The organism is Streptomyces sp. NPDC021012, assembly GCF_044333355.1.
Lineage (GTDB): Bacteria > Actinomycetota > Actinomycetes > Streptomycetales > Streptomycetaceae > Streptomyces.
The window spans coordinates 1-23,655 of record NZ_JBIRQU010000002.1 but is presented as its reverse complement, the minus strand read 5'-3'; the positions used below and the strand labels follow the sequence as shown (position 1 = coordinate 23,655).

Genomic DNA, 23,655 nt, shown 5'->3' with positions numbered 1-23,655 from the left:
CACAGTGGGACACGTCAGCAGGGACGCGGACAGACAGCCTCGGCCCTTGCCACCACGATCGGAAAGTACCTTCATGAGCTACGACACCCTTACGGGCCGCACCGCCGTCGTCACCGGAGCCGCGAGCGGCATGGGCGCCGCCACCGCCCGCCTGTTGGCCGCCAACGGGGCTCGCGTGGCGCTGCTGTCCCGCCGTGCCGACCGGCTCGAAGACCTCGCCGCCAAGATCGCCGCCGAGGGCGGCCAGGCCATCGCCGTCCCCGTCGACGTCACCGACGATGTGTCCGTGGACACCGCGGCCGCAGCGGTCCACGCGGCCTACGGGCCGACCGATCTGGTGGTGAACAGCGCCGGTGTGATGCTGCCGAACCCGCTGGACGACGGTCGCATCGACGAGTGGACCCGGATGATCGACACCAATGTCACCGGCGTCCTGCGGATCGTCCGCGCCTTCACCGCCGACCTCGTCGCCGCGGCAGCCGCCGGCAGGCCCGCCGACCTGGTCAACATCTCCTCCATCGCCGCACACGTCGCCTTCCCCAGCTATGCGGTCTACGGCGCGACCAAAGCCGCGCTCACCCAGCTGTCCACCATGCTGCGCACGGAACTCGGTCCCCGTGACGTCCGCGTCACCAACATCGAACCCGGCCTGACCGACACCGAGCTGGGACAGCACATGGACAACCCCGCCCTGGCGCAGCAGCTCCAAGGCATGTTCGAGGCCATCCAGGCGCTGTCCGCCGACGAGATCGCAGACGTCGTCGGCTTCGTCGCCAGCCGCCCCGCGCACGTCAACCTGCGGCAGGTGATCGTCCTTCCGACCCGGCAGGCATGAGGCGGACCGCTCCAGCCGGCCAAGGCACGACGCACTCAGGCGAGCAGGAGCGCGGCCACCTCGGGGAGAGAGGTGATCCCCTCGGCGGCACGGAAGTGTCCGGCGCCGGGCACGACGACTTCTTCCGCGCGCAGCAGTCGGCCCAGCTCGGACGTCAGCGACGGCGTGACGAACGTGTCGTTGTCGGAGCGGACGACGGTGCGACGTCGAATGTTCCCGGCGATGCCCGCGATGTCGGGAACAGCGCGGATGAACGGGTCCAGCTCTGGAAGCGCGGGCGCGGGGCTGATGAAGCCGGAGACCGCGATCAGGGCATCGAGCCGCCAGTCTCCGCCGAGGCGGTCGAGGGCGTGCAGCGCGGTGACACAGCCGAGGCTGTGTCCGACCACGGCGGTGCGTCCATCGGGCTCGCCGAGGGCCTTCGCCGCCGCCGTGATCCACGCTTCGGGCTCGGGAGCAGTCGGGTTCGGCAGTGCCGGGATCTCGACCTCGACTCCCTCGGGCGCCAGTTCGTCACGGAGCCATGCGAACCAGTGGCTGGACGGAGAGGCCATGTAACCGTGCAGGACGATGACTCGATCGATACTCACGGGGCACGTCAACGCCCCGTGGAACAGGCGGTATTCCTGCCGTCGCCGTGGGGCCGATGCGTTGCCGGACGTTGTTGACGCTGCCGGGTCGAGCGGCGCGAGGGAGCCTTGCGGATGATGCGGGTCTCCTCGGGGGTGGCGTCGAACCCCGCCGGTAGAGCGGCCTGCTCCGCGACGGGCGCCTCAGCCAGGGGCCGGCGAGCCTCGACGGCCTGCTCCGGTGGTGGTAGCGGTACGCGGCCTGGGGGCCAGAGCCGCGCGCAGTGCCGGGGTGAGGACGCGGCGGGTCTCGGCCGGGGTGAGGGCGGCGGGGGTGGGGAGGGGGTTGAGGTAGCGGGTGTAGATGAGGCCACCAAGGATCGTCACCACGGCCGTGGCACGGGCGGTCGCGTCCCGGCCGCCGAGAAATTCAACAAGTCGGGCCAGCAGCTCGCGTTCCAGGTATTCGCGGATCACCTCGGCGGCCTCGTCGCCCTGGGCGGTGAGCTGCAGGAAGTCGGCGTCCTCCCACAGGTCCGTCACCGCGTCGATCAGGCGGCCGGGGAGGGCGGCCGGGTCCCCGCCGAGGACGTCGTCCACCGCCAGCGCGTTGGCGCACTGGAACTGCATCACGTCCGCGAACAGGCCCTTCTTCGAGCCGAAGTGATAGGCGATCAGCGCCGGGTCGACACCGGCGGCCGCGGCCACCGCGCGCACCGTGGTGCGCTTGTACCCGCGCTCCAGGAACAGCGCGCGGGCCGCCGAGACGATCGACTCACGGGTCGGCGGGTTGCCGCGGGGGCGGCCTCGGGTGCGGGCGGGGGCAGGGGCGGCGTTATTCATCAGCGTTGAGCCTGCGTTTCGTGATCGGCACAGTCAAGGGCGTTCCGCTCACCACACGAAGGGATGACCGACATCATGCGTATCGCAGTCTTCGGCGCCAACGGGCCGACGGGCCGCCACCTCACCGACCAGGCCCTCGCCGCCGGCCACGAGGTCGTCGCCGTGACCCGCCGCCCCGGCTCCCTCTCCTCCGAGCGGCCCGGCCTCGCCGTGGCCGTCGCCGACGCCACCGATCCGGCGGCTGTCGACGCCGCGATCGCCGGGACGGACGCCGTCCTGTCCGCGCTGGGCGCGCGCTTCAGCAAGGAGACCATCACCACGTACTCGGCGAGTGCCACGGCCATCACCGAGGCCATGACCCGCCACGGCATCAAACGGCTCCTCGCCGTCAGCTCCAGCATCGCCGACCCGAGCTGGCGTCCCACCGGCGCGCACTTCTTCAACCACGTCCTCGACCCGCTGGTGAACCGACGCCTCGGCCGCACCCTCCACGAGGACATGCGCCGCATGGAGACCGTGATCCGCCGGACGGACCTCGACTGGACCCTCGTCCGGCCCTCGGGCCTCTTCGAGCACCCCGTCGTCACCGACTACCACACCGCCGAGACCAGCGCTGACGGCGTCTTCACCGCCCGTGCCGACCTCGCCGCGAGCATGCTGCGCGAACTGGAGGAACGGCAGTACGCCCGTACGGCCATGGGCGTCATCACCACGGCCGTGAAGCCGAACATCGCCAAGCTGATCTGGCGCGAGGGCGTGAAGAAGAAGTGAGCCGGATGACGACCGTCGAACTCCCGTCCACCACAAGGGCATTCCTCGCCGATCCCCACACAGCCACCCTCACCACCCTCCGTCCCGACGGCACCCCGCACGTCACCCCGGTCCGCTTCACCTTCGACGCGGCCACCGGTACGGCCCGGGTGACCACCCGGGCGGGAGCCCGCAAGGCCCGCAACGTCGCGGCGGGCGGCCCGGCGGCCCGTATCGCGCTCTGCCAGGCGGACGGCTTCCGCTGGGTCACCCTCGAAGGCCGGGCCGCCGTCACCGACGATCCCGCGCACCTGGCCGAGGCGGTCCGCCGGTACACCGACCGCTACCGCACGGACCCGCCCGCCCCGCCGGACCTGGTCGTCATCGAGATCGCCGTCGACCGCGTCCTGAGCCTCAACCTCTGACGAATCCGCTGCACCGAAAGCGACGTGACACCGCGATGCCCACCCTCCCCGTCCTGGACTCCACCATCCACTACCGCGAATCCGGCGATCCCGACGGGCTGCCGTTCGTCTTCCTCCACGGCAACCCCACCTCCTCCCACCTGTGGCGGAACGTCCTGCCGGGAGTGGCCGCACCCGGCCGCCGCCTTCTGGCCCCCGACCTCATCGGCATGGGCGACTCCGGAAAACCCGACATCGCTTACTCCTTCGACGACCACGCCCGCTACCTCGACGCATGGTTCGACGCCCTCGGCCTTGCCGAAGCCGTCCTCGTCGGCCACGACTGGGGCGGCGCGCTCGCCTTCGACCGCGCCGCACGTCTCCCCGGCCGCGTCCGCGGCCTGGCCTTCACCGAGACGATCATCAAGCCGCTGGCCGGCGACGAGTTCCCGGCCGCAGGGCGGGAGTTGTTCACCCTCCTGCGCACCCCCGGGGTGGGCGAGGAGATGGTCCTGGAGAAGTCGCTGTTCATCGAAGGGCTCCCGGACACGCTCGCCACTCCTCTCGCCCCGGCCGACCTGGATGTCTACCGTCGCCCCTTCCTGACCCCGCGGAGCCGTCGCCCCGTCCTGGCCTGGACGCGCATGATGCCGCTGGACGCCGAGCCCGCGGACGTGGTGGCCCGCATCGAGCAGTACGACGCCTGGCTGGCCGCCAGCCCCGAAGTCCCCAAGCTGCTCGCCGCGTTCGAGCCGGGTCCGGGAGCCATGACCGACCAGCGCGCCGTGGCCTGGTGCGAGGAGAACATCGCGGGCCTGGAAGTCTCCCACCACGGCCCGGCCGGCCACCACTCCCCAGAGGACCGGCCCGAGGAACTGGCCGCGTCGATCGACGCCTGGGCCACTCGACACGGGCTGGCAAGGCGGTAGGCGCTTCCTCGCCCATGATGATGCGGACCATCCCATGGCTTCTTCGCTGCCAAGCGGCAGCGGTCACCGGCGGTGTGACCTCGTAGCGCCTCCGATCGACGGAGGTTGCCACTGGCCTTACCGAGGGTCGCCCCGATACCGCGAGCTCAACCTCCGGCAGGGCCGCGAGGAACACGAAACCGTCCGCGCGGCCCGAGCCGAGCAGCGAACCGACACCTGGAAAGAGCGGCACAAGATCCGTGCCGGTGCCGAAGGCACCACTCCCCAGGCCGTCGGGCGCTGCGGCCCGCACGGATCCCGCTACCGCGGCCTGACCAAGACCGGTCTCCGGCACCAGTTCACCGGTGCCGCGATCAGCCTCGCCCGCATCGACGCCGATCTCACCGGCCCACTACGAGCCCGCACACGCACCAGCCACAGGACCGGGATGAACTCGGGCTGTCCGCCGCCTGGCCCGCAGTCAGCACGAATGCCGGCGGGCGGCACGTGTGATCGGCCGCGATGTGGACCTTGCCGGTCTGCCCGCCCCGCGAGCGTCCGAGCAGGGCGGCTTTCAGGCGGAGCTTGTGGCGCCGCCGGACGCGCCGCCGTTCGGCCCGCTCGGCTTCATCCGCCCGTACGCGTACGGCCTCGCCCTCGGCGGCGAGGACGGCATCGTCCACGTCCTGCGCTCCCTCCTCGCGGGGACCGACCTGATCCTGGCCGTCGACGGCTGCCCGACCCTGGACGCCCTCCGGGATGAGGGCGCCCTGCGGCCCGTCACGGCGTACGGCGTGCCCGGGCCGCGAGGGAGGTGACGCGGCGGCGCCGCTCCTCACGCGCACGCGTGTGCCGGTCCAGCTCCTCCATCAGCCGGCGGCCGCGGTGGTCCGGATCGAGTTCGTCGAGCACCCGGTCGATCTCGGTGAGCAGCGCACCGTACAGCTGCCAGCGCTCCGGATCGTGCGCCGCCTCCGCCTTGAGGAGTCCGGCGGCGCCGTCCCGGGCGGCGTGGGCCGCTTCGAGCTGCTCGCCCAGACGGTCCTCCGCCGTCTCGGCGCCGGCACTCGAATGCGAGGTGACGAGATCGGCGAAGCTCACGAGGGTGTCTCCGAGGTGCCGCAGCGTCTCCCGGAGGGCGAGACCCGCCTCCCGGCGCACCAGAGGCGCCCCCTGCCGCTCCTTCGCGAGGTCCGTCAGGGAACGCGCGAGGACGCGCAGCACGACCGCGCTGATCTCCAGGGTGTCGAGGCCCGTGCGCAGCACGATGCGGTGGAGCAGCCCCTCCTTCACGCGCGGGTTCAGCCGGAGGCTGTCCTCCGCCTGACGCAGCGCCGCGTCGACGTCGGCGACGTCGTTGTCGAGGCGGCGCGCCTCGTGGAGCCGAGCCTCGGCCCGCTCCACGGGAGCGGGCGCGGCCGCCTCCGGAACCGGCGCGGGTTCGGGCCGCGCATCCGGGTCCACCAGCTCCTCTCCGATGTCCAGGAGCAGCCGGCGCATCCGCCGCGCCAGGTCCACGATCGAGTCGCCGGCGGTGTCCACCCAGACCGGCGGGACGAGCACGACGTTGAAGAGCAGGCCCACGACCGCGCCGATCAGGGTCTCGAGGACGCGGTCCCACGCCGTGTCCGCGACCTGCGTCACGCCGAGGACCAGCATCGCGCTGATGGCCACCTCGGGCACGAACTCCTCCACCCGGACGAACCGGCCCACGACCAGCGACGCCAGGATGACCAGGGCGAGACTCCACCAGGTGAGCCCGACGAGCGCGCTGAACGCGATGGCGATGAGGACGCCGACGACGACGGAGTTCACCCGTCTCAGGCTCGTCGTGAGCGTCGAGTACAGCGTCACCTGGACGACGAGCAGCGCGGTGAGCGGGGCGGTCAGCGGGGCCGGCTCCGAACTCAGCCGGAGCGCGACGACGTACGAGATCGTCGCGGCGGCCGTGGAGCGCAGCGTCTGCACCACCACCGGGTCCCGTCCCCACCGCTGCCACCACTTCCATCGGTGCCACGGGTGCGGCATGGCGTACTCCTCCTCGCGAGTCGGCGACCTGCTGGACGCCTGCCCGCCCGAGGCCCTCGCATGGCGATGCTCCGTTCCCGCACCCCGACGGCGCGCGTCGGCACGCCGCAGGACCCGGGTGAATCCCGCGCCATTTCCCCGCACAACCCCAGGTCCGCACCCCGGGGGTTACACTCCGGCGCCCCTGTTCGATCTTGTACTGGAGACCTGGAGCTTTCCGAGATGGCATCAACCCTGCGCGTCCTGATCCACGGCGGAGGCATCGGCGGCCTCGCGCTCGCCACCGCTCTGGCCCGGCGCGGTCACACCGTCGAGGTGGCCGAGATCCGTGAGGAACTCGACGCCCTCGGCGTGGGCATCATCCAGCCGTCCAACGCCCTGCACGTCATGCGCGAGCTCGGCGTGCTCGACGAGTGCCTCACGGCGGGCTTCGAATGGGAGGTCCTGACGATCGCCGACCCCGCGGGGAACACGCTGGCGCGGATACCCCAGCCCCGCATGGACGACCTGCCGGCCGCCAACGGCATCCCGCGGCCCGCCCTCGCCAAGGTCCTCGGCGACGCCGCCCTCGCCGCGGGCGCGAAGATCCGCTTCGGCGTCACCGTCACCGGACTCGACGACGACGGTACGGGAGCCACCGTCACCCTCTCCGACGGATCCACCGACCGCTGGGACCTGGTCGTCGGCTTCGACGGCATCGGCTCCCCGCTGCGGACCCGCCTCTACGGCGACCGGTACGCGCCCGCGTACACCGGATTCGCCAACTGGCGCGTCACGGTGCCCCGCCACCCCGACGTACGGGGCGTCGTCATGGCCACGGCAGGCAAGGAGGCGAAGGCCCTGCTCACCCCGATCACCGACGAACTGATGTACCTGGGCGCCGTGTTCGCCGAGGCCGAGGACCACCGGCCGGACCCGGCACGCGCGCACGAACAGCTCGCCGAGCGGCTCGCCGTGTTCTCCGGGCCCGTCGCCGAGGCGCTCCGCGCGGTCACCGACCCGGCGGCCGTCGTGTACTCCCGCATCTCCCAGGTGACGGTCGAGGAACCGTGGCACGTGGGCCGGGTGGTGCTCGCCGGCGACGCCGCGCACGCCTCCACCCCGCACCTCGCGCAGGGCGCCGCGATGGCCGTCGAGGACGCCCTCGTCCTCGCCGAGTCCCTGGACGCCGCCGACTCGGTCCCCGAGGCCCTGGAGGCCTGGGAGACGCGCCGCCGACCCCGCGCCCTGTGGGTGCAGGCCCTGTCCGGGGCGGTCCTCAAGCAGGAGATGGGCGCGCCGACGACGCCCGAGGAGGACGCGCTCCTGGAAGTCGGCGTCCCGGGCGCCGCCCACGTCCTGGCGAAGCCCTACTAGGACCTGTGTGACGTGGTGATCAGTTGCTGGGTTCTGTCCTCTCTATGGGGCGGAACCCGGTAGGACATCGGTCGTGACGCGCAGGCGACTCACCGATGCTCAGCGGAGATTCATCGAGCCTTACCTGCCGATCGGCAGGTAAGGCCCGTACCCGGAACGGCTGAGGGAACAGTTGGAAGGGATGATCCGGCGGTTCCGGTCCAGCGCCCGGTGGCGTGAGACGCCCTCCGAGTTCGACCCGTGGGCCACCGTCTACGGGCGCTTCGGGGTCTGGCGGGACGCCGGCGTCTTCTCCGCTCTGCCGGAAGGCCTGATCGCCGAGGCGGCCCGCGCCGGGAGAACGGACCTGTCGCTGGTCGGCGTGGACTCCGCAACGGTCCGCGCCCACCATGACGCCGCCGGAATACGCATCGACAAGGACCTCAGGAGGCCCCGGAAGAGGCTGCGCGCGAGCAGGAGGAGGCCAGGCGAAACGGGGGCGGTCCGGAGGAACGGAACGGACACGCCGAGCGTCGACGCGTCCGACGCCGACGCAAGCTTCGCCTCAAGGAAGCCCTGCTCGGCAGGTCCCGGAGCGGGTTGACCAGCAAGGTCCATCTCGCTGCTGACCGCACATGCCGCCCGCCCGCATTCGTCCCGACCGCCGGGCGGGCTGCCGGGCAGGCCTGGCGTGGTCGCCGCGGACAAGGCCTACCCATTCCGCGGCAACCGTTCCTACCTGCGCAAACGCAACATCAAGGCAGCCGTTCTCGACCTCCTCCTCATGCAGGTCTGTCTCTGACCTCGTACGGTGGCGGGCCCCATCAGAGGGAAGCCCCTACGCGTACCACCGCTTTACGCATGCTTGCGATTCCGCGCCGGACCCGGCGGCACGATGCCCCGGCACCGTGCCGGCTGTCACGGGACGTGCGGTGCACGACCGAGGAAGCTGTGCCTCCCCCTTCAGGTGAACCTTTCACATCCCTCTGGCACTTTCCATACGTAAGTTGCTACTTAGAGAGCCTCTAATATCTTCTAGGCGGAATGAGGTTTTCATGTCGTCTCTCCGGACCTTGGCCGTGGCCGCTGTCGCCGTTCTGAGCCTCGCCGGCAGCGTGCCGGCATCGTCGGCGGCCGCCCCCGCGGCCGGCTGCCGCGGATCGGCATGCGACGGCAAGAACCCGCACACGACCCGATGCGACCAGGGAGCCAGCGACCTCCGTCCTGCGATCCGGGGCGAGGGAGGCCCCGATCTCCGCCTGAGGGTCTCCTCCCGATGCAGTGCCGCCTGGGTGCTGTTCAACAAGGGAGACGACGCCTGGGAGGGCTGGATCCAGATCAGCGGCGGGGGTTCGTATCCGGTGCATGCGTCACCCTCCCGCCCGGCGTACTCCCTGATGGTCGGCACCAGCCACAGGTACAGGGCGTGCAAGAAGAACGTCACCGACAACGGGCACGTCTGCGGCGCCTGGCACTGAGCACCACAGACTGCGGACCGCGGAGCGCTGGGCAGCCGGCCGGAGCACGGCAAGCTGCCCAGACACCCGGCACCGTGTCACGCGGCTCCGCCGCCGGACGTCACGAGTGCGGAAGGACTGGAGCTACGTGCGGAGGACCCACCGCATCACGCACCGCCTCATGCCCGCTGTCACCCGGCCGGAATGACCTCGGCCGGGCGGACCGCTCCACCACCAGGCTCTTTGTGCCGTACGGGGCGGCCAAGCCGGGCGCGGCGGCGAGCACCACGTTCACCGGCAGCCGGTAGGCGAAGCGAAGAGCCGGTCGTCTGGAGGGTGGAGGCCGTGACGGTGAGGGTCGGGCTCCTCGACAGGGGCACGGGCACAGCTGCAGCAGGAGCGCCGTCGCCCGGTCCCAGCAGCTTGTGCACGAGCGGTCCTCGTCCCGCGGATGATTCGGACCAGTTCGGGCAGCAGAGCCGTGCCCGGCTCGGGGCCGTAAACCAGGACCCCGACTGTCTTCCGGATGCGGCTCCGGCGCGTTGTCGTCCTGCCCTCGCGGCGACCGTGGATCGTGAGGGCGGCCTCCTGGAGGCGGGCGTCTGTGGGTGGAGGCCGTGGTCGTGCCCGCCGGGTACTCCAGAGCCGTACGCAGACCCCCTGCCGGATGCACCGGATGCGGGGGACCGGTACCGATCTCTGGTGACGTGGCTGTCCGGTCAGCCAGGCAGCGGCAGATTCGGCTCGTACGTCGCGGTCACCGGCCGCTCACGGCACGGCCTCCCTGCCTTCGTACGTCCCGTGGAGGGCCTTCCTTGCGGGACGAGCACGGATCATCTCGTAACCAGCCCATTCCCGCAGGGCTCTGCGACAGTTGCCGGTCCGGCGCAATCGTCAGTGGAGCGGCTGCATCGATCGCAGTCGGTCCGCGATGTCGTATACCGACAGCCGTAGCCCGCGGACGTCGCGGATCAGCGTCTCCCACGGCTCGAAGGCGTCATCGACCGTCGCCCCGGAAGCCCGGATGTACGCCACGGCCACGCCGTACGCGAAGAACGCGTTGCGGGCCGGCAGTGGGCGCAGCAGTACCAGAGCGTCCAGCAGTGCCGCGGCGCGCCAGTAGGGGTCAGGCTCGCCGGCGTCGAGATCGGGGGTGTTCACCTTGTGCCGTGCGATGGCAGCCACAAGTCCCGACCAGTCGCGGACACCGAGCTCCTTGCCGAGCAAGTCCTCCTGGCGGTCGAGGAGCCACCGGAGGTCGACGTGCAGTTCCAAGGTCAGGCCGCCCGGTGTGCGGCGTCTCGGGGAGCCGGGGCGTCGTCGGGGAACGCGGCGTCGAACGCCTCGGCGATGCCCGGCCGCCGGGTGACCTCATGGAAGACCGCGGTCGCCTTGGTCAGCCTCAGGTGGTTCTCCTCCTGGACGGCCAGATCCGCCAGGAACGCGCGCAGGCTCATGCCGCGTGCCTCGGCGACGGCCGCCAACCGGTTCTTGGTCTCGGAGCTGACCTTCACTGTGGTGTCTGCCATGCCCCCGAGTATGCACCGATAGGTACCTTCACGAATACCGGCTGTCCGTGAATCCCCCGGCAGCGCCCGGGTGCACGGGCGGCGGGCACGGGGCCACGGGGACACGGACCCCTTCACGGTTGGAGACGGTTCCCCGGGCCGAGGCGGGTGGTGCCAGAAGCCCGGTGCCGCGCATCGTTCGGTAACCGATACGCTACGCACCGTGAAAATGCGAGGGTTATCGCTGCTGGTCGCCTCGGCGGCCTGCCTGACACTCACGGCTCCGCCGCCGGCGTACGCCCCAGCTCCCGCGCGGTGCGTGGGGAGTGAGACCGAGTCCAAGGGGAAGAGCGCGGTCGACGACGGCGAAATCCGCTGGACGGACGCCACCGGATACGACGACGCGCGCAAGTTCGCGATTTCGAAGTGGCAGTACTCCGGCTCGAAGATCAAGATCGTCGGGGATTCGGCGTTCACTTCGAACGACCTGGAGTTCAAGGACGGCAACCTGGGCACGGGGCCGAAGGACCCGTTGGGCCGCTACGAGCGGCACGGGGCGTTCGGCGCGACCGACTACATCATCTTCAACAAGCAGAAGCTCCGGGGCGCTTCGAAGGAGCTCCTTCGGTACGTCGCCCTGCACGAGCTGGGACACGCGCTCGGGTTGTGCCACAAGGCAGAAACGGTGCTGTCGCTGATGTGGCAGAACGCACCTCCCAGGGGCTACGAGATCACCTGGATTCCCGACGTGGACAAGGCCAACTACAAGAGGTTGTGGGGATGATGAAGAAGACCGTGCTCGGGGCCGTCGGCCTCGCCGCGCTCGCCGCGGCGGGACTCGGCGGCGTCGTGTACTCCCAGCAGGACGACGTGGCGCGCGTCGAGTCGCTGTGCGCGGCGGATCCCTCGGACGCGGCGGAGGCGGCCAGGGCGCAGAACCTGGCCCTGGTGGACGTCGTCGAGCGCGGACGGTTCGTGACGAAGGGCGACGACGGAGCCGGCCTCCAGACATTCAGGGTGCGCACGGTGGCGGTCTTCAAGGGGACTCTGCCGGGCGAGACGGAGATCGGACTGCCGCAGGGTGCCCCGGAACAACTCCGGGCGGGCAGCCGGTACGAGGTGTCGGTGCTCGGTCCGGAGCAAGGCACCTGGTTCACACGCTTCGTCCGGCCGGTGCCGGCCGGGAAGACCGCCGAGGCCGTAGCCGCGCACTGGAAGAGGGAGATCGCGAAGAAGTACGTCGAGAAGCCGTGCGGCGACATCTCCACGTCGTAGAAGTCCGCCCGCGGACCCGGTGCGCCGGTTCTCGTCGCGCCCGGCCCACCGGACCCCAGCGGCTTTGCGGTCTTCCCGGCGGTGGCTCCGGGGAACCGTGACTGCCCTCGATGCCGGGGCAGCCAATCGGCATGCGTACGGATGGCGGGGAGCCGGGTCGACGTGGCCCGGATGCCCATGCCGACGGTGAGCGGGACGCTGGCGTACACGGAACCGGCCAGGACGATGTCGCCCGCGCACAGCGTGGTCTTTGAGGACGGGGAGGCGGTACGTCAGCCACACCAGTGCCCCGAACGGGTCGCCGAGGATGTCGCGTCCTCGCCCGGTCGCCACGGTCTTGCCGCTGACGATCACCGCGACCCGCTCTGCGGAGACATCCCCGAAGTCGTCGACGGGGACCGGTGCGCCGGCGATGGCCCGGGCGCACGCGGTGTTGTCGGCGATGCTGTCGACCAGCGTGATGTTCCGGTCGGTGAAACAGGTGTCGAGGACCTCGAACGCGAGGAACACCTCCGCCACAGCGGCCTGGCCTGCGCTCAGGTCCGCGGGGCGTTCAGGTCGCGGCCGATACGGAAGATGACCCCCGTCTCGATCCGGGGCGTCATGCAGTCCGCGACGCTCAAGCGGCTGCCGCTGGGCGAGATCATGTCGTCGAAGACGAACCCGGAGTCGGGCCCGTGAACGCCCATCTGCTGCTGCACGGCGAGCGAGGCCAGCCCGATCTTGTGGCCGACTACTCGACCGCCCGTCGAAACCCGACGCACCACGTTGAGCCGCTGGATGCGGTACGCGTCTCCGAGGGCCAGCCCGGGAACCGGCTGGCCAGAGGCGATACAGGAGTACGGGAGCGGCTCGCGTCCGCCAGCTCCCCTCGCGCCGGGGCCCTCCGGGGCAGTTCGGAGTCCGTCATACGGCTGTTCCTCTCGTACGAGGCAGCAGCGGGCCGCAGGCCGACGGCAGCCGGCGAGCCAGGACATGGTCCGCTCGATGACCCACCGATGGCGTCCGAGCCGCTGTGAGGCCTCGATGCCGCGACGGGCGATCCGTGGCGTGATACCGCGAGAGCGGAACCATCGCCGCAGGTGAGGGTAGTCATAGCCCTTGTCGCCGTGAAGCTTGCCGGGCCGCCTGCGGCGGGAGCCGCGGCGGCTGCGGATCGGCGGTATCGACGCGACAAGCGGCTTCAGCGCAAGACTGTCATGGGTGTTCGCCGCGGAGATGGCGACCGCGACGGGCAGGCCGGGCCGGTCGGTGACGAGATGGATCTTCGATCCGTTCATGCCACGACCGGTCGGATTCGGTCCGGTCAGCAGCCCCCTTTGAGAGTGCGGACGCTCACCGAGTCGATGGCGAAGCGGGACCAGTCCAGCTCGCCCTGGGCGCCCAGTTCGTCCAGGATGACCCGATGGAACCGGGCCCAGACCCGCTCATTGCTCCAGCGGGCGAAACGCCGGTAGACCGTCGGCCAGGCCGGCCCGAACACCGGCGGCACCTGTCGCCACGTGCATCCCGACGTGGCCACGAACACGATCGCGGCCAGACACTCACGATCCCCCGCCCGCCGACGACCGCCTCCCTGCGGCCGCACCACCACCGTCTCGGGCACCACCCTGCGGAACAACTCCCACAACTCGTCCGGCACCAACCGCTCGGCAAGACTCGTCATGCCGAGCACAACGAACCAAACCGCCAAAGGAAACGACGTCTTGGCGAGCGCTTCGTCCGGCGACAACCGCCACATGAAGCCCTCAACCGGAACCGAAACCCCTGGGGTCAGTCCTGATCTCGGCCGTACTGGGCCGCGTACCAACTGGAGTCGATGGCGGGGTTGCGCAGCGCCCCCCAGAAACGGTCGTCAGGTATCGGTGGCAGGGTCTGATTTCCCAGGTCCGCATGCAGATCCGCACGCCAGTCGAGAGTGAAGTGACTCCGGGTCTCCGCACTCTCGCACACGGACCTGTACGGGGACCCCCAGATCCCCAGGGCTATCTTCTCCGCGGCCCACCTGCGCGTATGGTCCCGGCCGGCGTCGGCCTGCGCGAGCACCGCGCGGAGTCGCAAGGCGAGCGGGCCGGTCCGATCCGGCCGCGGCGGGGCCACACCGCACTCCCACGCGTCCAGGGCTGTCTTGACCTCCGGGTAGTTGTTCAGACCCGTTTCGACCGCCAGTCTGCGCAGCTGCTTCCGCGCGGCGTCGACCACCTGCTCATACGGCAGGGTCGCGATCAGCGCACCGAGTTCCTCAAGCCCGTCCAGGCGGCTCACGTGGAGGAGGTCGGTGGAACTGCAGGACAGGTCCAACTCCGGCAGCTGCTCATCCGGTGAGGGAAGGGGCTCGTCGGCACGGTACTGCGGCCTGGCAGGCGGGCACCCCTCCCAGAACAGCCGGCCGTTGAAGGTGACGACACCGGCGTCCTGGCCACGCTCAAGCGTGCCGGCCAGTTCGGCCAGATACCCACCCAGCGAGTCGGCCCGCCCGAAACCGGTACCGGTCTCGTCGAAGAACCGTCCGATCGCCCCGAAGGAGTCCCGCCCGGTACGGCAATCCATCAGAAGACCGTCCGACGTCACCTCGTAAGAACCGAACTTCACGTAATCGTGAAGCCAGTAGTCCTCGCTCTCCCCGCCGAGGCCCTGGTCGATGCCACGCATGAACCCGGTGTCCCCGAGGATCCCGCTCACCCCGAGCAGCCGGTCGCCCGTGCTGAAGCGGAAAGCCTCAGGTCCCTCCAGCGCCCCGTTGTGCCGGAGGAGCGAAGCGACCAGGTCCGGAGGAAAGGTGACCCCCAGTTCCTGTTGCGCTGCTGCGATCTCCTCGTCTCCCGCGGGCGGCCGAAGCGTGGCAAACGTGCGGGGCGCGTGCTCGCGCAGCCACGCGTCGATGCGCGCCCATGAGTCCTGGACCAGGTCTGATGTCATGGGGCCGACCTTAGAACCAGTGAGCCTTTTCCAACCTGCCTCTCAGCAGGACTGGATACCTCAGGTTGAGAGTTCGGGACAGGGCAGCCAGCCGTGGATCTGCTGGCCCCGGGCCTGTCGCCGACTGGCGTAGCCATCTGTCCACGCGCCCTTGACCAGCACAGATACGAGGTTGGAAAAGTCTCACTGACGATCCCCGCGGCTTTCACCGACTTGGCACACAGCCGGGGCCGTGGCCGGTGCCCGGACGCCCGCGCGGCGCATCCGGGCACCGGGAGCAGGGCACCGACCCGGGGCCGTCAGACCTCTTCGTCCTCCTCCGGGTCGGGCAACGCCAGGCACAGGGCTTCCAGGGCCGCCGAGAAGGCGTGGTCCATCGGCGTGCCGTAGCCGATGACCAGGCCGTCGCGCGGGGCCATGGTGCTGTCCGGGTGGCGGTAGGGGCGCAGCCCGTCGAGGGCGAGCCCCTGCCGCCGGGCCGCCCGCAGCACGGCGTCCTCGGTGCCGTCGGGGAGTTCGAGCACGGCGTGCAGCCCGGCCGCGATGCCGTCGACCCGGATGTGCGGGGCGCGTTCGGCGAGCGTGTCCACGAGCAGGTCGCGGCGGCGCCGGTAGTGCCGCCGCATGTGCCGCAGGTGCCGGTCGTAGCCCCCGGAGACGATGAAGTCGGCCAGCGTCAGCTGGTCGACGACACCCGACCACATCTCCCGGGGCCCCTTGGCGGCGAGGACGTCGTCGACGAGCCACCCGGGCAGAGCCATCCAGCCCAGCCGCAGCGCCGGGGACAGGCTCTTGCTGGCCGAGCCGATGTACACGACCCGGTCGGGGTCGAGCCCCTGCACGACGCCGACCGGCTGCCGGTCGTAGCGGAACTCGCCGTCGTAGTCGTCCTCCACGAGCACGCCGCCGGAGGAGCGGGCCCAGTCGATGACCGCCATCCGGCGCCCCGGGTGCAGCGGCCCGCCGGTGGGAAACTGGTGCGCGGGCGTGAGCAGGGCGGCGCGCAGGCCCCGGCCCTGCAGCTCCTCAACGCGCGCCCCGGACGCGTCGACGGTCAGCGGCACGGTGCGCGGGCCGGCCCCCTCCAGGACTTCGCGGTGGAAGGCGAGTCCGTACGACTCCACGGCCCAGGTCCCGCCGAGGACTTCGCCGAGCAGCCCGAGGCCGTGCGCGAAGCCGGAGCAGATCACGATCCGGTCGGGCTCGGTGCGCACGCCCCGGGCGCGCGCCAGATACTCCGCGAGCGCCTCGCGCAGCTCCGGCCTGCCCCGTGGATCGCCCACGCCGAAGGCGTCGTGGGGGGCCGCGGCGACGGCCCGGCGGGCGGAGGTGAGCCAGGCCGTACGGGGGAAGGCGGCCGCGTCGGGGGAGCTGGGCATCAGATCGTGCAGCACGCGGCGGCGGTTGCGGCGCTGCGGGCCGCGTTGCTGGTCTGGGTGGACGGCGGCGCGCTGGGCGACCCGGGTCCCGGAACCCTGACGGGCCGAAAGCCAGCCCTCCTCGACGAGTTCGGCGTAGGCGTCGGCGGCGGTGTTGCGGGCGATGCCCAGATCGCGGGCGAGCGAGCGGTACGGCGGGAGGCGGGTGCCGGGCATGAGCCGGCCGGACCTGATGGCCTCCCGGAGGGCGTCCGCGAGCTGTCCGCGCAGGCTGCCCTCGCCGGAGAGTTCGAGGTGGAGATCGGTGCCCGCGGTCTCGTCGGGATCGCTGCCGGAGGCAGGGGATTCAGGAGTATTGACCCATGATTCTTCCACAGGAATGCACCCTAACGTGGGTCGTTTCGCTGCTTAAGGTCGTTCCATGACCACATTCCAGGTGCCTCAGCGCATGAACTTCTCCACCGTCGCCCCCAAGGTCTTCAAGGCCGTCCTCGCCCTGGACTCCGCCGCCCGCGAGGGACTCGACCCCGTCCTCCTCGAGCTGGTGCAGATCCGCGCCTCGCAGATCAACCGCTGTGCCTACTGCATCGATTACCACACCTCCGACGCCCGCAAGGGCGGCGAGACGGAGGAGCGCGTCTACCAGCTCACCGCTTGGGAGGAGTCGAGCCTCTTCACCGCGAAGGAGCGCGCCGCCCTGGCGCTGACCGAGGCCGTCACCCTCCTGCCGGAGGGTGTGTCGGACGAGGTCTACGCCAAGGCCGCCGAGCACTTCGAGGAGAAGGAGCTGGCCCAGCTCATCGCGCTGATCTTCACCACCAACGCGTGGAACCGCATGAACGTCTCCACGCGCAAGACGCCCGGTACCGAGTAACGGAACTCATCCGGTTCACGGGCGGTGGTCGGCCCCGGCACCACCGCCCGTGGCAGGGTGCGGGCCGCCCCGCTCGGACCGCCTTCCTCACCAAGGGGCTCATACAGCATGACCACCCTCGACACGCACAACCCCGTCACCAGAGAACCGTCGCCCGTCAAGGGCTGGCTCGCCGTCCTAGCCGTGACCCTCGGCATCTTCTCGCTGATGACCTCCGAGCTGCTGCCCGTGGGTCTGCTCACCCCGATCGGTTCCGCACTCGACGTCTCCGAGGGCACCGCGGGCCTGATGGTCACCGTCCCCGGTCTGGTCGCCACCGCGTCGGCGCCCCTGGTCACCGTGGCCACCGGGAAGATCGACCGCCGGATCGTCCTCGCCGTCCTGATCGGCATCGTCGGCCTGGCCAACCTCGCCTCCGCCTTCGCGACCAGCTTCGCCGTGGTCCTGGTCGCCCGCTTCCTGATCGGTATCAGCGTCGGCGGCTTCTGGTCCCTGGCCGGCGGCATCGCGCTGCGGCTGGTGCCGCAGCGGCACGTCGCCCGGGCCACCGCCGTCATCTTCGGCGGCGTCGAGACCGCGTCCGTCCTGGGTGTCCCCACCGGCACGTTCATCGGTGACCTCAGCGGCTGGCGCACCGCCTTCGGCGCCGTGGGCGTCCTCGGCCTGATCTCCCTGACCTGCATGGTCATCCTGATGCCGAAGGTGCCGGCGGAGCGCACCATCACCTTCGCCGACCTGCCGAAGGTGTTCAAGGGCAACTCCGGCGTCCGCGCCGGTATCGCCCTCACCTTCCTCGTCATCACGGGCCACTTCCTGGCCTACACGTTCGTCCGGCCGATCCTGCAGGACGATGGCGTCGCCGACCACCTGATCGGCGTCCTGCTGCTGACCTTCGGCATCGCCGGCATCTGCGGCAACTTCATCGTCGGCGCCCTCGTGGCCAAGCGGCTCCGACAGACCGTCATGGGCATCTCCGTGGTGCTCACCGTGGCCATGGTGCTGCTCGTCCTCGTCGGCAACACCCCGCTCACCGCAGGCGCGATGATGGCCCTGTGGGGCCTGGGCTACGGCGCGGTGCCGGTCACCTTCCAGACCTGGATCCTCCACGCCGCGCCGGACGCAACGGAGGCCGCGTCCTCGCTGTACGTCTCCACGTTCAACCTGTCGATCGCGCTCGGCGCCCTGTTCGGCGGTCTGGCGGTCGACAGCCTGTCAACGACGAGCGTGCTGTGGATCGGCGCCGCGATGGCCCTCCTCGCCCTGTTCGTGGCGGCCGGAACGAAGCGCGCCACAGCTGACTCCTGCACCGGCTCCGCAGCCGACACCACCGCCTGAGCCCCCCGCCCGGCGGCCGCTGGCAATCATTCTGAAACGATCAGTGAGCCTTTCCAGCCTGGCGGTGCTGGCTGTGTGTTGGACAGATCGGTGGAACGACGAAGCTCCTGGTAGACGGGTTCTCGACCAAGATCGCCCGCAGCCACCAGGAGCTTTGCGTGCTCGTCTACCCGTCGTCGATCGACCTGTCCAGTCGCACCCTGCGGTGCCTGACGGTACGACTCGCTGCCCGGCGAGGAGAGATCGGGACCCGGTGGCGTCGGCTGACCGCCGGCCGTCAGGCTCTCCTCGCTCTGGCCCATCTGCGATGCGGTGACACCTACGCCCAGCTCGCTGCCGGGTTCGGTATCGGCGTCGCAACCGTGTACCGCTACATACGCGAGGCCGTCGATGTGCTGGCTGCCCTCGTACCCACTCTGGCCGAGGCGATGGACATCGCCCGGACCAAGGCGTTCGCGATCCTGGACGGCACCCTGCTGCCGATCGACAGGATCGCCGCCGACACCCCGTACTACTCGGGCAAACACAAACGCCACGGCATGAACATCCAGGTCCTCACCGATCCCTTCGGGCGGCTGCTGTGGGCCTCACCGGCCCTGCCCGGATCGGCCCACGATCCGACCGCCGCCCGCGCCCATGGCATCGTTGACGCGCTTACCGATGCTGGCCTCAAGTGCTGGGCCGACAAGGCGTATCAAGGTGCCGGTGGTTCCATCCGGGTACCCTTCCGCGGCCGCCGCCTGAAGCGGTGGCAGCGCCGCCACAACAGCACACACGCCAAGATCCGCTGCCTCGGCGAGCAGGCCATGGCCACCCTGAAGGGCTGGCGCCTCCTGCGAAAGCTCCGCTGCAGCACCAACCGCATCACCGCGATCGTCCAGGCCGTCCTCGTCCTTCATCACGCATCGGCGTGAGGTTGGAAAAGGCTCCCTACGCTTTCTGCGGGATGTGGTGAGCCCTTCGTATGGTTGACCCGCCCAGGGGTGCCGGGTGTGGTTCAAAAGGCTCTGCCGCTTGTGGCTTCCACTGATTGGCCGCCCGGCTCCCCACGACGACTCGGCTGCCAATGAGGAATTGCGAATGATCGCTGAGTAGGGAATCGACAGCGAGGTCGTCCGTGGCAGGAACCAGCAGCACACCGCACGGAGGCACCACATGGCCATGATCTGGGCCGGCATCGACGCAGGCAAGACACACCACCACTGCGTCGTGATCGATGAGAGCGGCCGTCGGCTGCTGTCACGACGCGTCGCCAACGACGAGCCTGAACTGCTCGAACTCCTCGCCGATGTCCTGGCCCTGGGCGACGAGGTGACCTGGGGCATCGACCTGGCCGACGGCGGAGCCGCCCTGGCCATCACACTCCTGCTCAACCACGACCAGCCGGTGCACTACATTTCCGGCCGGGCCATCCACCGCGCTTCGGAGAGCTACCGCGGCGAAGGCAAGACCGACGCCAAGGACGCTGCCGTCATCGCCGACCAGGTGCGCGTTCGCCGGGATCTGCAGCCCTTACGCACCGGCGACGAGACGGTCACCGATCTGAAGATCCTCACCAGGCGTCGCATGGACCTGGTCGCCGACCGCACCCGCACCGTCAACCGGCTCCGAGCCCAGCTCGCCGGCATCTTCCCCGGCCTGGAGCGGGCCCTTGACCTCACCAACACCGGCCCACTGGTGCTGCTGACCGGCTACCAGACCCCGGCCGCCCTCCGTCGGACGGGCAAGAAGCGGCTCGAGTCCTGGTTGCGTAACCGCAAGGTCCTGCGCGCTGACCGGCTCGCCGAGACCGCTCTGGAGGCTGCCGGACGCCAGCACACCAGCCTGCCCGGCGAGAAACTCACCGCCCTGATGGTGCATACCCTCACGCGGGAGGTGATGGCCCTCAACCACCAGGTCGCCGAGCTCGACAAGGCGATCGAGGCCCGGTTTCGCGAACATCGGGACTTCGACACGATCACCAGCATGCCGGGCCTGGGCGTCATCCTCGGCGCCGAGTTCCTGGCCGCGACCGGCGGCGACATGACCGCCTTCGGCACCGCGGACCGCCTCGCCGGCTTCGGCGGCGTCGCACCTGTGCCCCGCGACTCCGGCAAGATCAGCGGCAACCTCCGCCGCCCGCGCCGCTACAACCGCCGACTCCAACGAGTCTTCTACATCTCCGCGTTGTTCAGCATCCGTCATTGCGATGAGTCCCGCCGGTTTTACGAACGCAAGCGAGCCGAGGGCAAGCGCCACATCCAGGCCGTCCTGGCCCTGGCACGCCGCCGCGTCAACGTCCTCTGGGCCCTCCTCCGCGACGGACGGACCTACGAACCCCTGCCACCCACCGCACTCGCGGCTTGACAGACCGCATTAGGAATCGGTGATGACCGCGATGCCGAAACCCGCCACGTTCCCGGGCGCGGCCGAGGGCAGGTATGCCCCACTGTCCAGAAACGGCCGCAGCCGCTTGGCGGGAATGTCCTCCACGTACGGCTCACCGACCGCCGGGCGCTTGATCCAGCGCTCGTCCACGTCGCAGCCGACGGCCCGTGGCCCATCCCTGCGGTGCGCAGAGTCAGCGGTGGCCCGCGTAGCGCTGACCAGCCGCAACGACATGCAGGACAGCTCCCACTATGATTCCAGTGCTTGAATGGAACGTCGGCTTCGGCCGAGCGAGGAGAAGTATTGTGCCCCTGGTGTCCGTCGTGATGCCCGTGTACAACTCGGCGGCGACACTCGGCGCAGCGGTGCGGTCGGTGCTCACGCAGACCCACAGCGAACTCGAGCTTCTGATCACCGACGACAAGTCCTCCGATGACTCCATGGACCTGCTCATGGAGTTCGCCCGGCAGGACGAGCGCGTAAAACCGGAATCGGCCCCCGAACAGGGCGGTGCCGGCCGGGCACGCAACCTCGCCATCGAGCGGGCCCGGGGGGACTACGTAGCCTTCCTCGACAGCGACGACATGTGGCTTCCGGAGAAGACCGAGCGGCAGATCGAGTTCGCCGCTGCGGGTAGTGCGCCCCTGACGTTCACCTCGTACTTCAAGATGGACGCCGATTACGAGGGCGAGAGCACCGACTTCGTCCCGAACGGGCGGGTGGTCCGTGCACGGGAGCACGTGGACTACCGCGCGATGCTGGTGCGGGACTACATCGGCGCCCTGACCGCCATGTACGACCGCACCGTCCTCGGCACACGGCTGATGCCGGAGATGCGGAAGCGGCAGGACTACGCCCTGTGGCTGTCGATCATGCGAGACGGCGCTGACGCCCGGGGGCTGGTCGAGCCGCTCGCGGTGTACAGGTCCCACCAGGCGGGATCACTGTCCTCCAACAAGCTGTCGTTGGTCCGGTACAACTGGGAGCTGTACCGCGAGCACGAAGGGCTCTCGGTCCCCCGCTCGACGCGGGCGCTGGCAGGCGCTGCGTGGCAGTCGTTGCGCAACTCGCGGATCTAACCCCTCGGCGAGACCTGACCGGACGACTACGAGGCGCCCGGTTCCGGGGCGCTCCTGTCGCGCAGGAACAACCGAAGCAGCATGCGGCAGCACTCGGCCTCCACGCTGTGCTGGCCGCGGCGAGCGCCTCGCGGTCGTGAACCCGTCGATGCTGGTTCACGACCAAGAGGTCACCGTGCTGGAGCGTGAAGACGACCTGACCAGCGATCGGTTCGTCCGCAACTTCGCCCGTGCCGGTCTCTGCTCCCCGCCTCCGTCGGGATGGTTCCGCGGCGTCGGCTTGCTTCCGTCGCCCTGAAGCCTTTTAGGAAAGTACCCATTGGGGCGGATGTCTGGGGTCGGCCAGGCAGGTGAAGACGTGCAGGTCCCGGTCCCGGCCGAACCGGAGCCGGGTGGGTGTGCCAATGGACTGGCCGCTCAGGATCGAGGCTTTCCCCTCCAGAGACGGGTCGCGGTCTTCCAGAGGCGCCCAGCTGTGCGAGCTCGCGTCCATCTCATAGCCGTCGGCGGTCAGCAGCAGCCGCATAGGGGCCGCACAGGTTTCGCAGTGGATGGCCATCGGGCCCGTCGACGCCCAGCTGGGAAAGCCGCCGACCCGCCAGCCGGGCGGGATCGACAGGTCTCCCTGGTAGCTGAGGGCGTCGGGGCCGTGTTCCGCTGCCTGGGCGTCCTCCCAGGCGTCGATGAGGTCGATCAGTGGGGCGGGCAGCGTGTCGTCCTCCGCCCAGGGGTAGGTGTCCACCTCTTCGGGGTGCAGGACGCACGGTTCGGGGAGTTCGTGCTCCCACCGCAGCATGGGCACTTCGGGCGGAGCGGCGAGGAACCGTTCCGCGCGCTCGGTCTCCGCGGCCTGCCGCCACCGCAGGAGGTAGCGGCGCTCCAGGTGCGGGCCGTGGGTGAACGGGCAGCGGAAGAGCTGAACGAGGTCCGCGCCGTCGGGCCCGGCCGCCAGGCCCGGGATGTCCCGTCGGAAGAACTGGGCAAGCCCCACGAACGGCACCGGCCCGTCTTCCCCGGGAGCGCCGGCGTCGAGCCACGGCCGCCTCCGCGGCCATACGCCCGTGGCCCGCGCGCTGCGGATCTCGGCCGGCGCATACCCCTCGGTCTCGGGCCGGTGCGGCTCGTGGCAGACCGGCCACGGCTCGCCGTACGGCCACAGCATCGGCCCGCCGACATGGCTGTCGCGCATGCCGGGCCGCCCCGGCCGCGGGTGCAGGCGGGTCGTCCGGCCCCGGTAGGAGGCCAGCTCCGGGAACACGGCCTCCACGGATACCGGCCTGGCCGGCGTGGTCCTGGTCATGCGCAGACCGTACGTGGCCGGGAAGACGCCACGCGAACGGATTCCGCAAGCCTGTCCGGCGATGGCACACGACGCCTGCTCGCACCAGACCGACTCCTCCTCGAGATGTCGGCCCGAGCACAACCACAATCCTGAAGCAAGCACTGAAGCGTTCTCGGAACTCAGCAACACAGTCAGCAGGGGCTTGCCGAAGGCCTTCTTCCCGGCCGGGGTGACGGCGGTGGCGTGACGTTCGCTCTCGCCGACCTCGAGACCGAGGAAGACGTCGATGCTGCCGGTGTCGATCACGTACGCGCCCCTCCCTCACGTTTTTGTCCGGCCTTGCCACGGCATCGAGCTGCCACATTCACGTTACGGAGAGCTCTTCCGGCTCGGGCGAGCCGGTGTGCAAGCCCCTAGTAGTGCTTCGTTACGTCGGGTGATCTTGCCTGGTGGTGGGCATCTTCCGGCTATGAAGTTGGGGGAGGTGGAACGGCTCCGGGGTGAAGTG

Annotated in this window: 22 protein-coding genes and 4 pseudogenes; 16 read left to right on the top strand and 10 right to left on the bottom strand. The window is 70.2% G+C overall.

Annotation, left to right across the window (positions count from 1 at the left end):
• Positions 1-73 precede the first annotated feature (73 nt).
• Complete coding sequence (locus ACH4TP_RS05350) at positions 74-835, top strand: SDR family oxidoreductase (protein WP_398435837.1); 762 nt, start codon at positions 74-76, stop codon at positions 833-835.
• 35 nt (positions 836-870) lie between these two features.
• Here ACH4TP_RS05350 and ACH4TP_RS05345 read toward each other — a convergent pair whose 3' ends face one another.
• Positions 871-1,425 carry an RBBP9/YdeN family alpha/beta hydrolase gene (locus ACH4TP_RS05345; RefSeq protein WP_398435835.1) on the bottom strand — a complete coding sequence of 185 codons (555 nt, stop codon included), beginning with the start codon at positions 1,423-1,425 and terminating at the stop codon, positions 871-873.
• A 183-nt stretch (positions 1,426-1,608) separates the two neighbouring features.
• Positions 1,609-2,247, bottom strand: coding sequence for a TetR family transcriptional regulator (locus tag ACH4TP_RS05340; protein ID WP_398435833.1), 639 nt, complete (start codon positions 2,245-2,247; stop codon positions 1,609-1,611).
• Between the two features lie 75 nt (positions 2,248-2,322).
• Between ACH4TP_RS05340 and ACH4TP_RS05335 the strand changes: the two genes are divergently transcribed.
• The 5 genes and pseudogenes from ACH4TP_RS05335 to ACH4TP_RS05315 form a co-directional block, all read left to right on the top strand.
• Positions 2,323-3,018: an NAD(P)-dependent oxidoreductase gene (locus tag ACH4TP_RS05335; RefSeq protein WP_398435831.1), complete on the top strand. Its 696-nt coding sequence runs from the start codon at positions 2,323-2,325 to the stop codon at positions 3,016-3,018.
• Positions 3,019-3,023: 5 nt separating this feature from the next.
• On the top strand, positions 3,024-3,422 hold the full coding sequence (locus tag ACH4TP_RS05330; protein ID WP_398435829.1) for a pyridoxamine 5'-phosphate oxidase family protein: 399 nt from the start codon (positions 3,024-3,026) through the stop codon (positions 3,420-3,422).
• Positions 3,423-3,430: 8 nt separating this feature from the next.
• Positions 3,431-4,330: a haloalkane dehalogenase gene (locus ACH4TP_RS05325; RefSeq protein ID WP_398436836.1), complete on the top strand. Its 900-nt coding sequence runs from the start codon at positions 3,431-3,433 to the stop codon at positions 4,328-4,330.
• Positions 4,331-4,469: 139 nt separating this feature from the next.
• Positions 4,470-4,775: pseudogene (locus tag ACH4TP_RS05320) on the top strand (IS5/IS1182 family transposase); the annotation flags it as partial.
• Between the two features lie 154 nt (positions 4,776-4,929).
• Positions 4,930-5,127, top strand: a pseudogene (locus ACH4TP_RS05315) (alpha-hydroxy-acid oxidizing protein); the annotation flags it as partial.
• On the opposite strand, the gene ACH4TP_RS05310 reads toward ACH4TP_RS05315, so the two are convergent.
• Positions 5,090-6,337, bottom strand: a complete 1,248-nt coding sequence (locus tag ACH4TP_RS05310; protein WP_398180469.1) for an aromatic acid exporter family protein — start codon at positions 6,335-6,337, stop codon at positions 5,090-5,092. The pseudogene ACH4TP_RS05315 and the gene ACH4TP_RS05310 overlap by 38 nt on opposite strands.
• Before the next feature lie 222 nt (positions 6,338-6,559).
• On the opposite strand from ACH4TP_RS05310, the gene ACH4TP_RS05305 reads away from it, so the two are divergent.
• From ACH4TP_RS05305 to ACH4TP_RS05295, 3 genes and pseudogenes are all read left to right on the top strand, one after another.
• The gene (locus ACH4TP_RS05305; RefSeq protein ID WP_398435827.1) at positions 6,560-7,693 is read left to right on the top strand and encodes an FAD-dependent monooxygenase; all 1,134 of its coding nucleotides are present in this window, start codon (positions 6,560-6,562) and stop codon (positions 7,691-7,693) included.
• A gap of 73 nt (positions 7,694-7,766) precedes the next feature.
• Positions 7,767-8,441: pseudogene (locus tag ACH4TP_RS05300) on the top strand (transposase); the annotation flags it as partial.
• Between the two features lie 286 nt (positions 8,442-8,727).
• Positions 8,728-9,150: a DUF2690 domain-containing protein gene (locus ACH4TP_RS05295; RefSeq protein WP_398180475.1), complete on the top strand. Its 423-nt coding sequence runs from the start codon at positions 8,728-8,730 to the stop codon at positions 9,148-9,150.
• An 873-nt stretch (positions 9,151-10,023) separates the two neighbouring features.
• Here the strand turns inward: ACH4TP_RS05295 and ACH4TP_RS05290 are convergent.
• Both ACH4TP_RS05290 and ACH4TP_RS05285 read right to left on the bottom strand, forming a co-directional pair.
• Positions 10,024-10,404 carry a toxin Doc gene (locus ACH4TP_RS05290; protein WP_389238120.1) on the bottom strand — a complete coding sequence of 127 codons (381 nt, stop codon included), beginning with the start codon at positions 10,402-10,404 and terminating at the stop codon, positions 10,024-10,026.
• A 2-nt stretch (positions 10,405-10,406) separates the two neighbouring features.
• A complete protein-coding gene (locus tag ACH4TP_RS05285; RefSeq protein WP_389238122.1) occupies positions 10,407-10,658 on the bottom strand; it encodes an antitoxin MazE7 in 252 nt (83 codons plus the stop codon).
• A 298-nt stretch (positions 10,659-10,956) separates the two neighbouring features.
• On the opposite strand from ACH4TP_RS05285, the gene ACH4TP_RS05280 reads away from it, so the two are divergent.
• Both ACH4TP_RS05280 and ACH4TP_RS05275 read left to right on the top strand, forming a co-directional pair.
• Complete coding sequence (locus ACH4TP_RS05280; RefSeq protein WP_398435824.1) at positions 10,957-11,421, top strand: matrixin family metalloprotease; 465 nt, start codon at positions 10,957-10,959, stop codon at positions 11,419-11,421.
• Entirely contained in the window at positions 11,418-11,912 is a 495-nt protein-coding gene (locus ACH4TP_RS05275) for a hypothetical protein (protein WP_398435822.1), read from the top strand. Before ACH4TP_RS05280 ends, ACH4TP_RS05275 begins: the two co-directional genes overlap by 4 nt.
• A 950-nt stretch (positions 11,913-12,862) precedes the next feature.
• Here ACH4TP_RS05275 and ACH4TP_RS05270 read toward each other — a convergent pair.
• The 3 genes and pseudogenes from ACH4TP_RS05270 to ACH4TP_RS05260 all read right to left on the bottom strand — a co-directional run.
• Positions 12,863-13,578 (bottom strand): annotated as a pseudogene (locus tag ACH4TP_RS05270) (IS5 family transposase); the annotation flags it as partial.
• A gap of 107 nt (positions 13,579-13,685) precedes the next feature.
• Positions 13,686-14,831: an SMI1/KNR4 family protein gene (locus tag ACH4TP_RS05265; RefSeq protein ID WP_398435820.1), complete on the bottom strand. Its 1,146-nt coding sequence runs from the start codon at positions 14,829-14,831 to the stop codon at positions 13,686-13,688.
• A 299-nt stretch (positions 14,832-15,130) separates the two neighbouring features.
• Positions 15,131-16,585 carry a PLP-dependent aminotransferase family protein gene (locus tag ACH4TP_RS05260; RefSeq protein ID WP_398435818.1) on the bottom strand — a complete coding sequence of 485 codons (1,455 nt, stop codon included), beginning with the start codon at positions 16,583-16,585 and terminating at the stop codon, positions 15,131-15,133.
• Between the two features lie 46 nt (positions 16,586-16,631).
• Between ACH4TP_RS05260 and ACH4TP_RS05255 the strand changes: the two genes are divergently transcribed.
• The 4 genes from ACH4TP_RS05255 to ACH4TP_RS05240 all read left to right on the top strand — a co-directional run bounded on the left by ACH4TP_RS05255 (position 16,632) and on the right by ACH4TP_RS05240 (position 20,765).
• Positions 16,632-17,084 (top strand): carboxymuconolactone decarboxylase family protein, encoded by a 453-nt coding sequence (locus ACH4TP_RS05255; protein ID WP_398435816.1) that lies wholly within the window; start codon positions 16,632-16,634, stop codon positions 17,082-17,084.
• A gap of 108 nt (positions 17,085-17,192) precedes the next feature.
• Positions 17,193-18,419 (top strand): MFS transporter, encoded by a 1,227-nt coding sequence (locus tag ACH4TP_RS05250; RefSeq protein ID WP_398435814.1) that lies wholly within the window; start codon positions 17,193-17,195, stop codon positions 18,417-18,419.
• Between the two features lie 158 nt (positions 18,420-18,577).
• Entirely contained in the window at positions 18,578-19,333 is a 756-nt protein-coding gene (locus ACH4TP_RS05245; RefSeq protein WP_398435812.1) for a transposase family protein, read from the top strand.
• Between the two features lie 241 nt (positions 19,334-19,574).
• Positions 19,575-20,765, top strand: a complete 1,191-nt coding sequence (locus ACH4TP_RS05240) for an IS110 family transposase (protein WP_398435810.1) — start codon at positions 19,575-19,577, stop codon at positions 20,763-20,765.
• 9 nt (positions 20,766-20,774) lie between these two features.
• Here ACH4TP_RS05240 and ACH4TP_RS05235 read toward each other — a convergent pair whose 3' ends face one another.
• On the bottom strand, positions 20,775-20,936 hold the full coding sequence (locus ACH4TP_RS05235; protein WP_398435808.1) for a hypothetical protein: 162 nt from the start codon (positions 20,934-20,936) through the stop codon (positions 20,775-20,777).
• Positions 20,937-21,091: 155 nt separating this feature from the next.
• On the opposite strand from ACH4TP_RS05235, the gene ACH4TP_RS05230 reads away from it, so the two are divergent.
• Positions 21,092-21,865, top strand: a complete 774-nt coding sequence (locus tag ACH4TP_RS05230) for a glycosyltransferase family 2 protein (protein ID WP_398435806.1) — start codon at positions 21,092-21,094, stop codon at positions 21,863-21,865.
• 304 nt (positions 21,866-22,169) lie between these two features.
• Here the strand turns inward: ACH4TP_RS05230 and ACH4TP_RS05225 are convergent, their stop codons facing one another.
• Positions 22,170-23,453, bottom strand: a complete 1,284-nt coding sequence (locus ACH4TP_RS05225; protein ID WP_398435804.1) for a hypothetical protein — start codon at positions 23,451-23,453, stop codon at positions 22,170-22,172.
• Positions 23,454-23,655: the final 202 nt, after the last annotated feature.

What these genes read in the sequence shown, in the direction of transcription:
- ACH4TP_RS05265 (WP_398435820.1), bottom strand. Translation starts at nt 14,831, where the DNA reads ATGACATCAGACCTGGTCCAGGACTCATGGGCGCGCATCGACGCGTGG.
- ACH4TP_RS05295 (WP_398180475.1), top strand. Translation starts at nt 8,728, where the DNA reads ATGTCGTCTCTCCGGACCTTGGCCGTGGCCGCTGTCGCCGTTCTGAGC.
- ACH4TP_RS05240 (WP_398435810.1), top strand. Translation starts at nt 19,575, where the DNA reads ATGGCCATGATCTGGGCCGGCATCGACGCAGGCAAGACACACCACCAC.
- ACH4TP_RS05285 (WP_389238122.1), bottom strand. Translation starts at nt 10,658, where the DNA reads ATGGCAGACACCACAGTGAAGGTCAGCTCCGAGACCAAGAACCGGTTG.
- ACH4TP_RS05330 (WP_398435829.1), top strand. Translation starts at nt 3,024, where the DNA reads ATGACGACCGTCGAACTCCCGTCCACCACAAGGGCATTCCTCGCCGAT.
- ACH4TP_RS05340 (WP_398435833.1), bottom strand. Translation starts at nt 2,247, where the DNA reads ATGAATAACGCCGCCCCTGCCCCCGCCCGCACCCGAGGCCGCCCCCGC.
- ACH4TP_RS05350 (WP_398435837.1), top strand. Translation starts at nt 74, where the DNA reads ATGAGCTACGACACCCTTACGGGCCGCACCGCCGTCGTCACCGGAGCC.
- ACH4TP_RS05250 (WP_398435814.1), top strand. Translation starts at nt 17,193, where the DNA reads ATGACCACCCTCGACACGCACAACCCCGTCACCAGAGAACCGTCGCCC.
- ACH4TP_RS05275 (WP_398435822.1), top strand. Translation starts at nt 11,418, where the DNA reads ATGATGAAGAAGACCGTGCTCGGGGCCGTCGGCCTCGCCGCGCTCGCC.
- ACH4TP_RS05310 (WP_398180469.1), bottom strand. Translation starts at nt 6,337, where the DNA reads ATGCCGCACCCGTGGCACCGATGGAAGTGGTGGCAGCGGTGGGGACGG.
- ACH4TP_RS05335 (WP_398435831.1), top strand. Translation starts at nt 2,323, where the DNA reads ATGCGTATCGCAGTCTTCGGCGCCAACGGGCCGACGGGCCGCCACCTC.
- ACH4TP_RS05255 (WP_398435816.1), top strand. Translation starts at nt 16,632, where the DNA reads ATGACCACATTCCAGGTGCCTCAGCGCATGAACTTCTCCACCGTCGCC.
- ACH4TP_RS05305 (WP_398435827.1), top strand. Translation starts at nt 6,560, where the DNA reads ATGGCATCAACCCTGCGCGTCCTGATCCACGGCGGAGGCATCGGCGGC.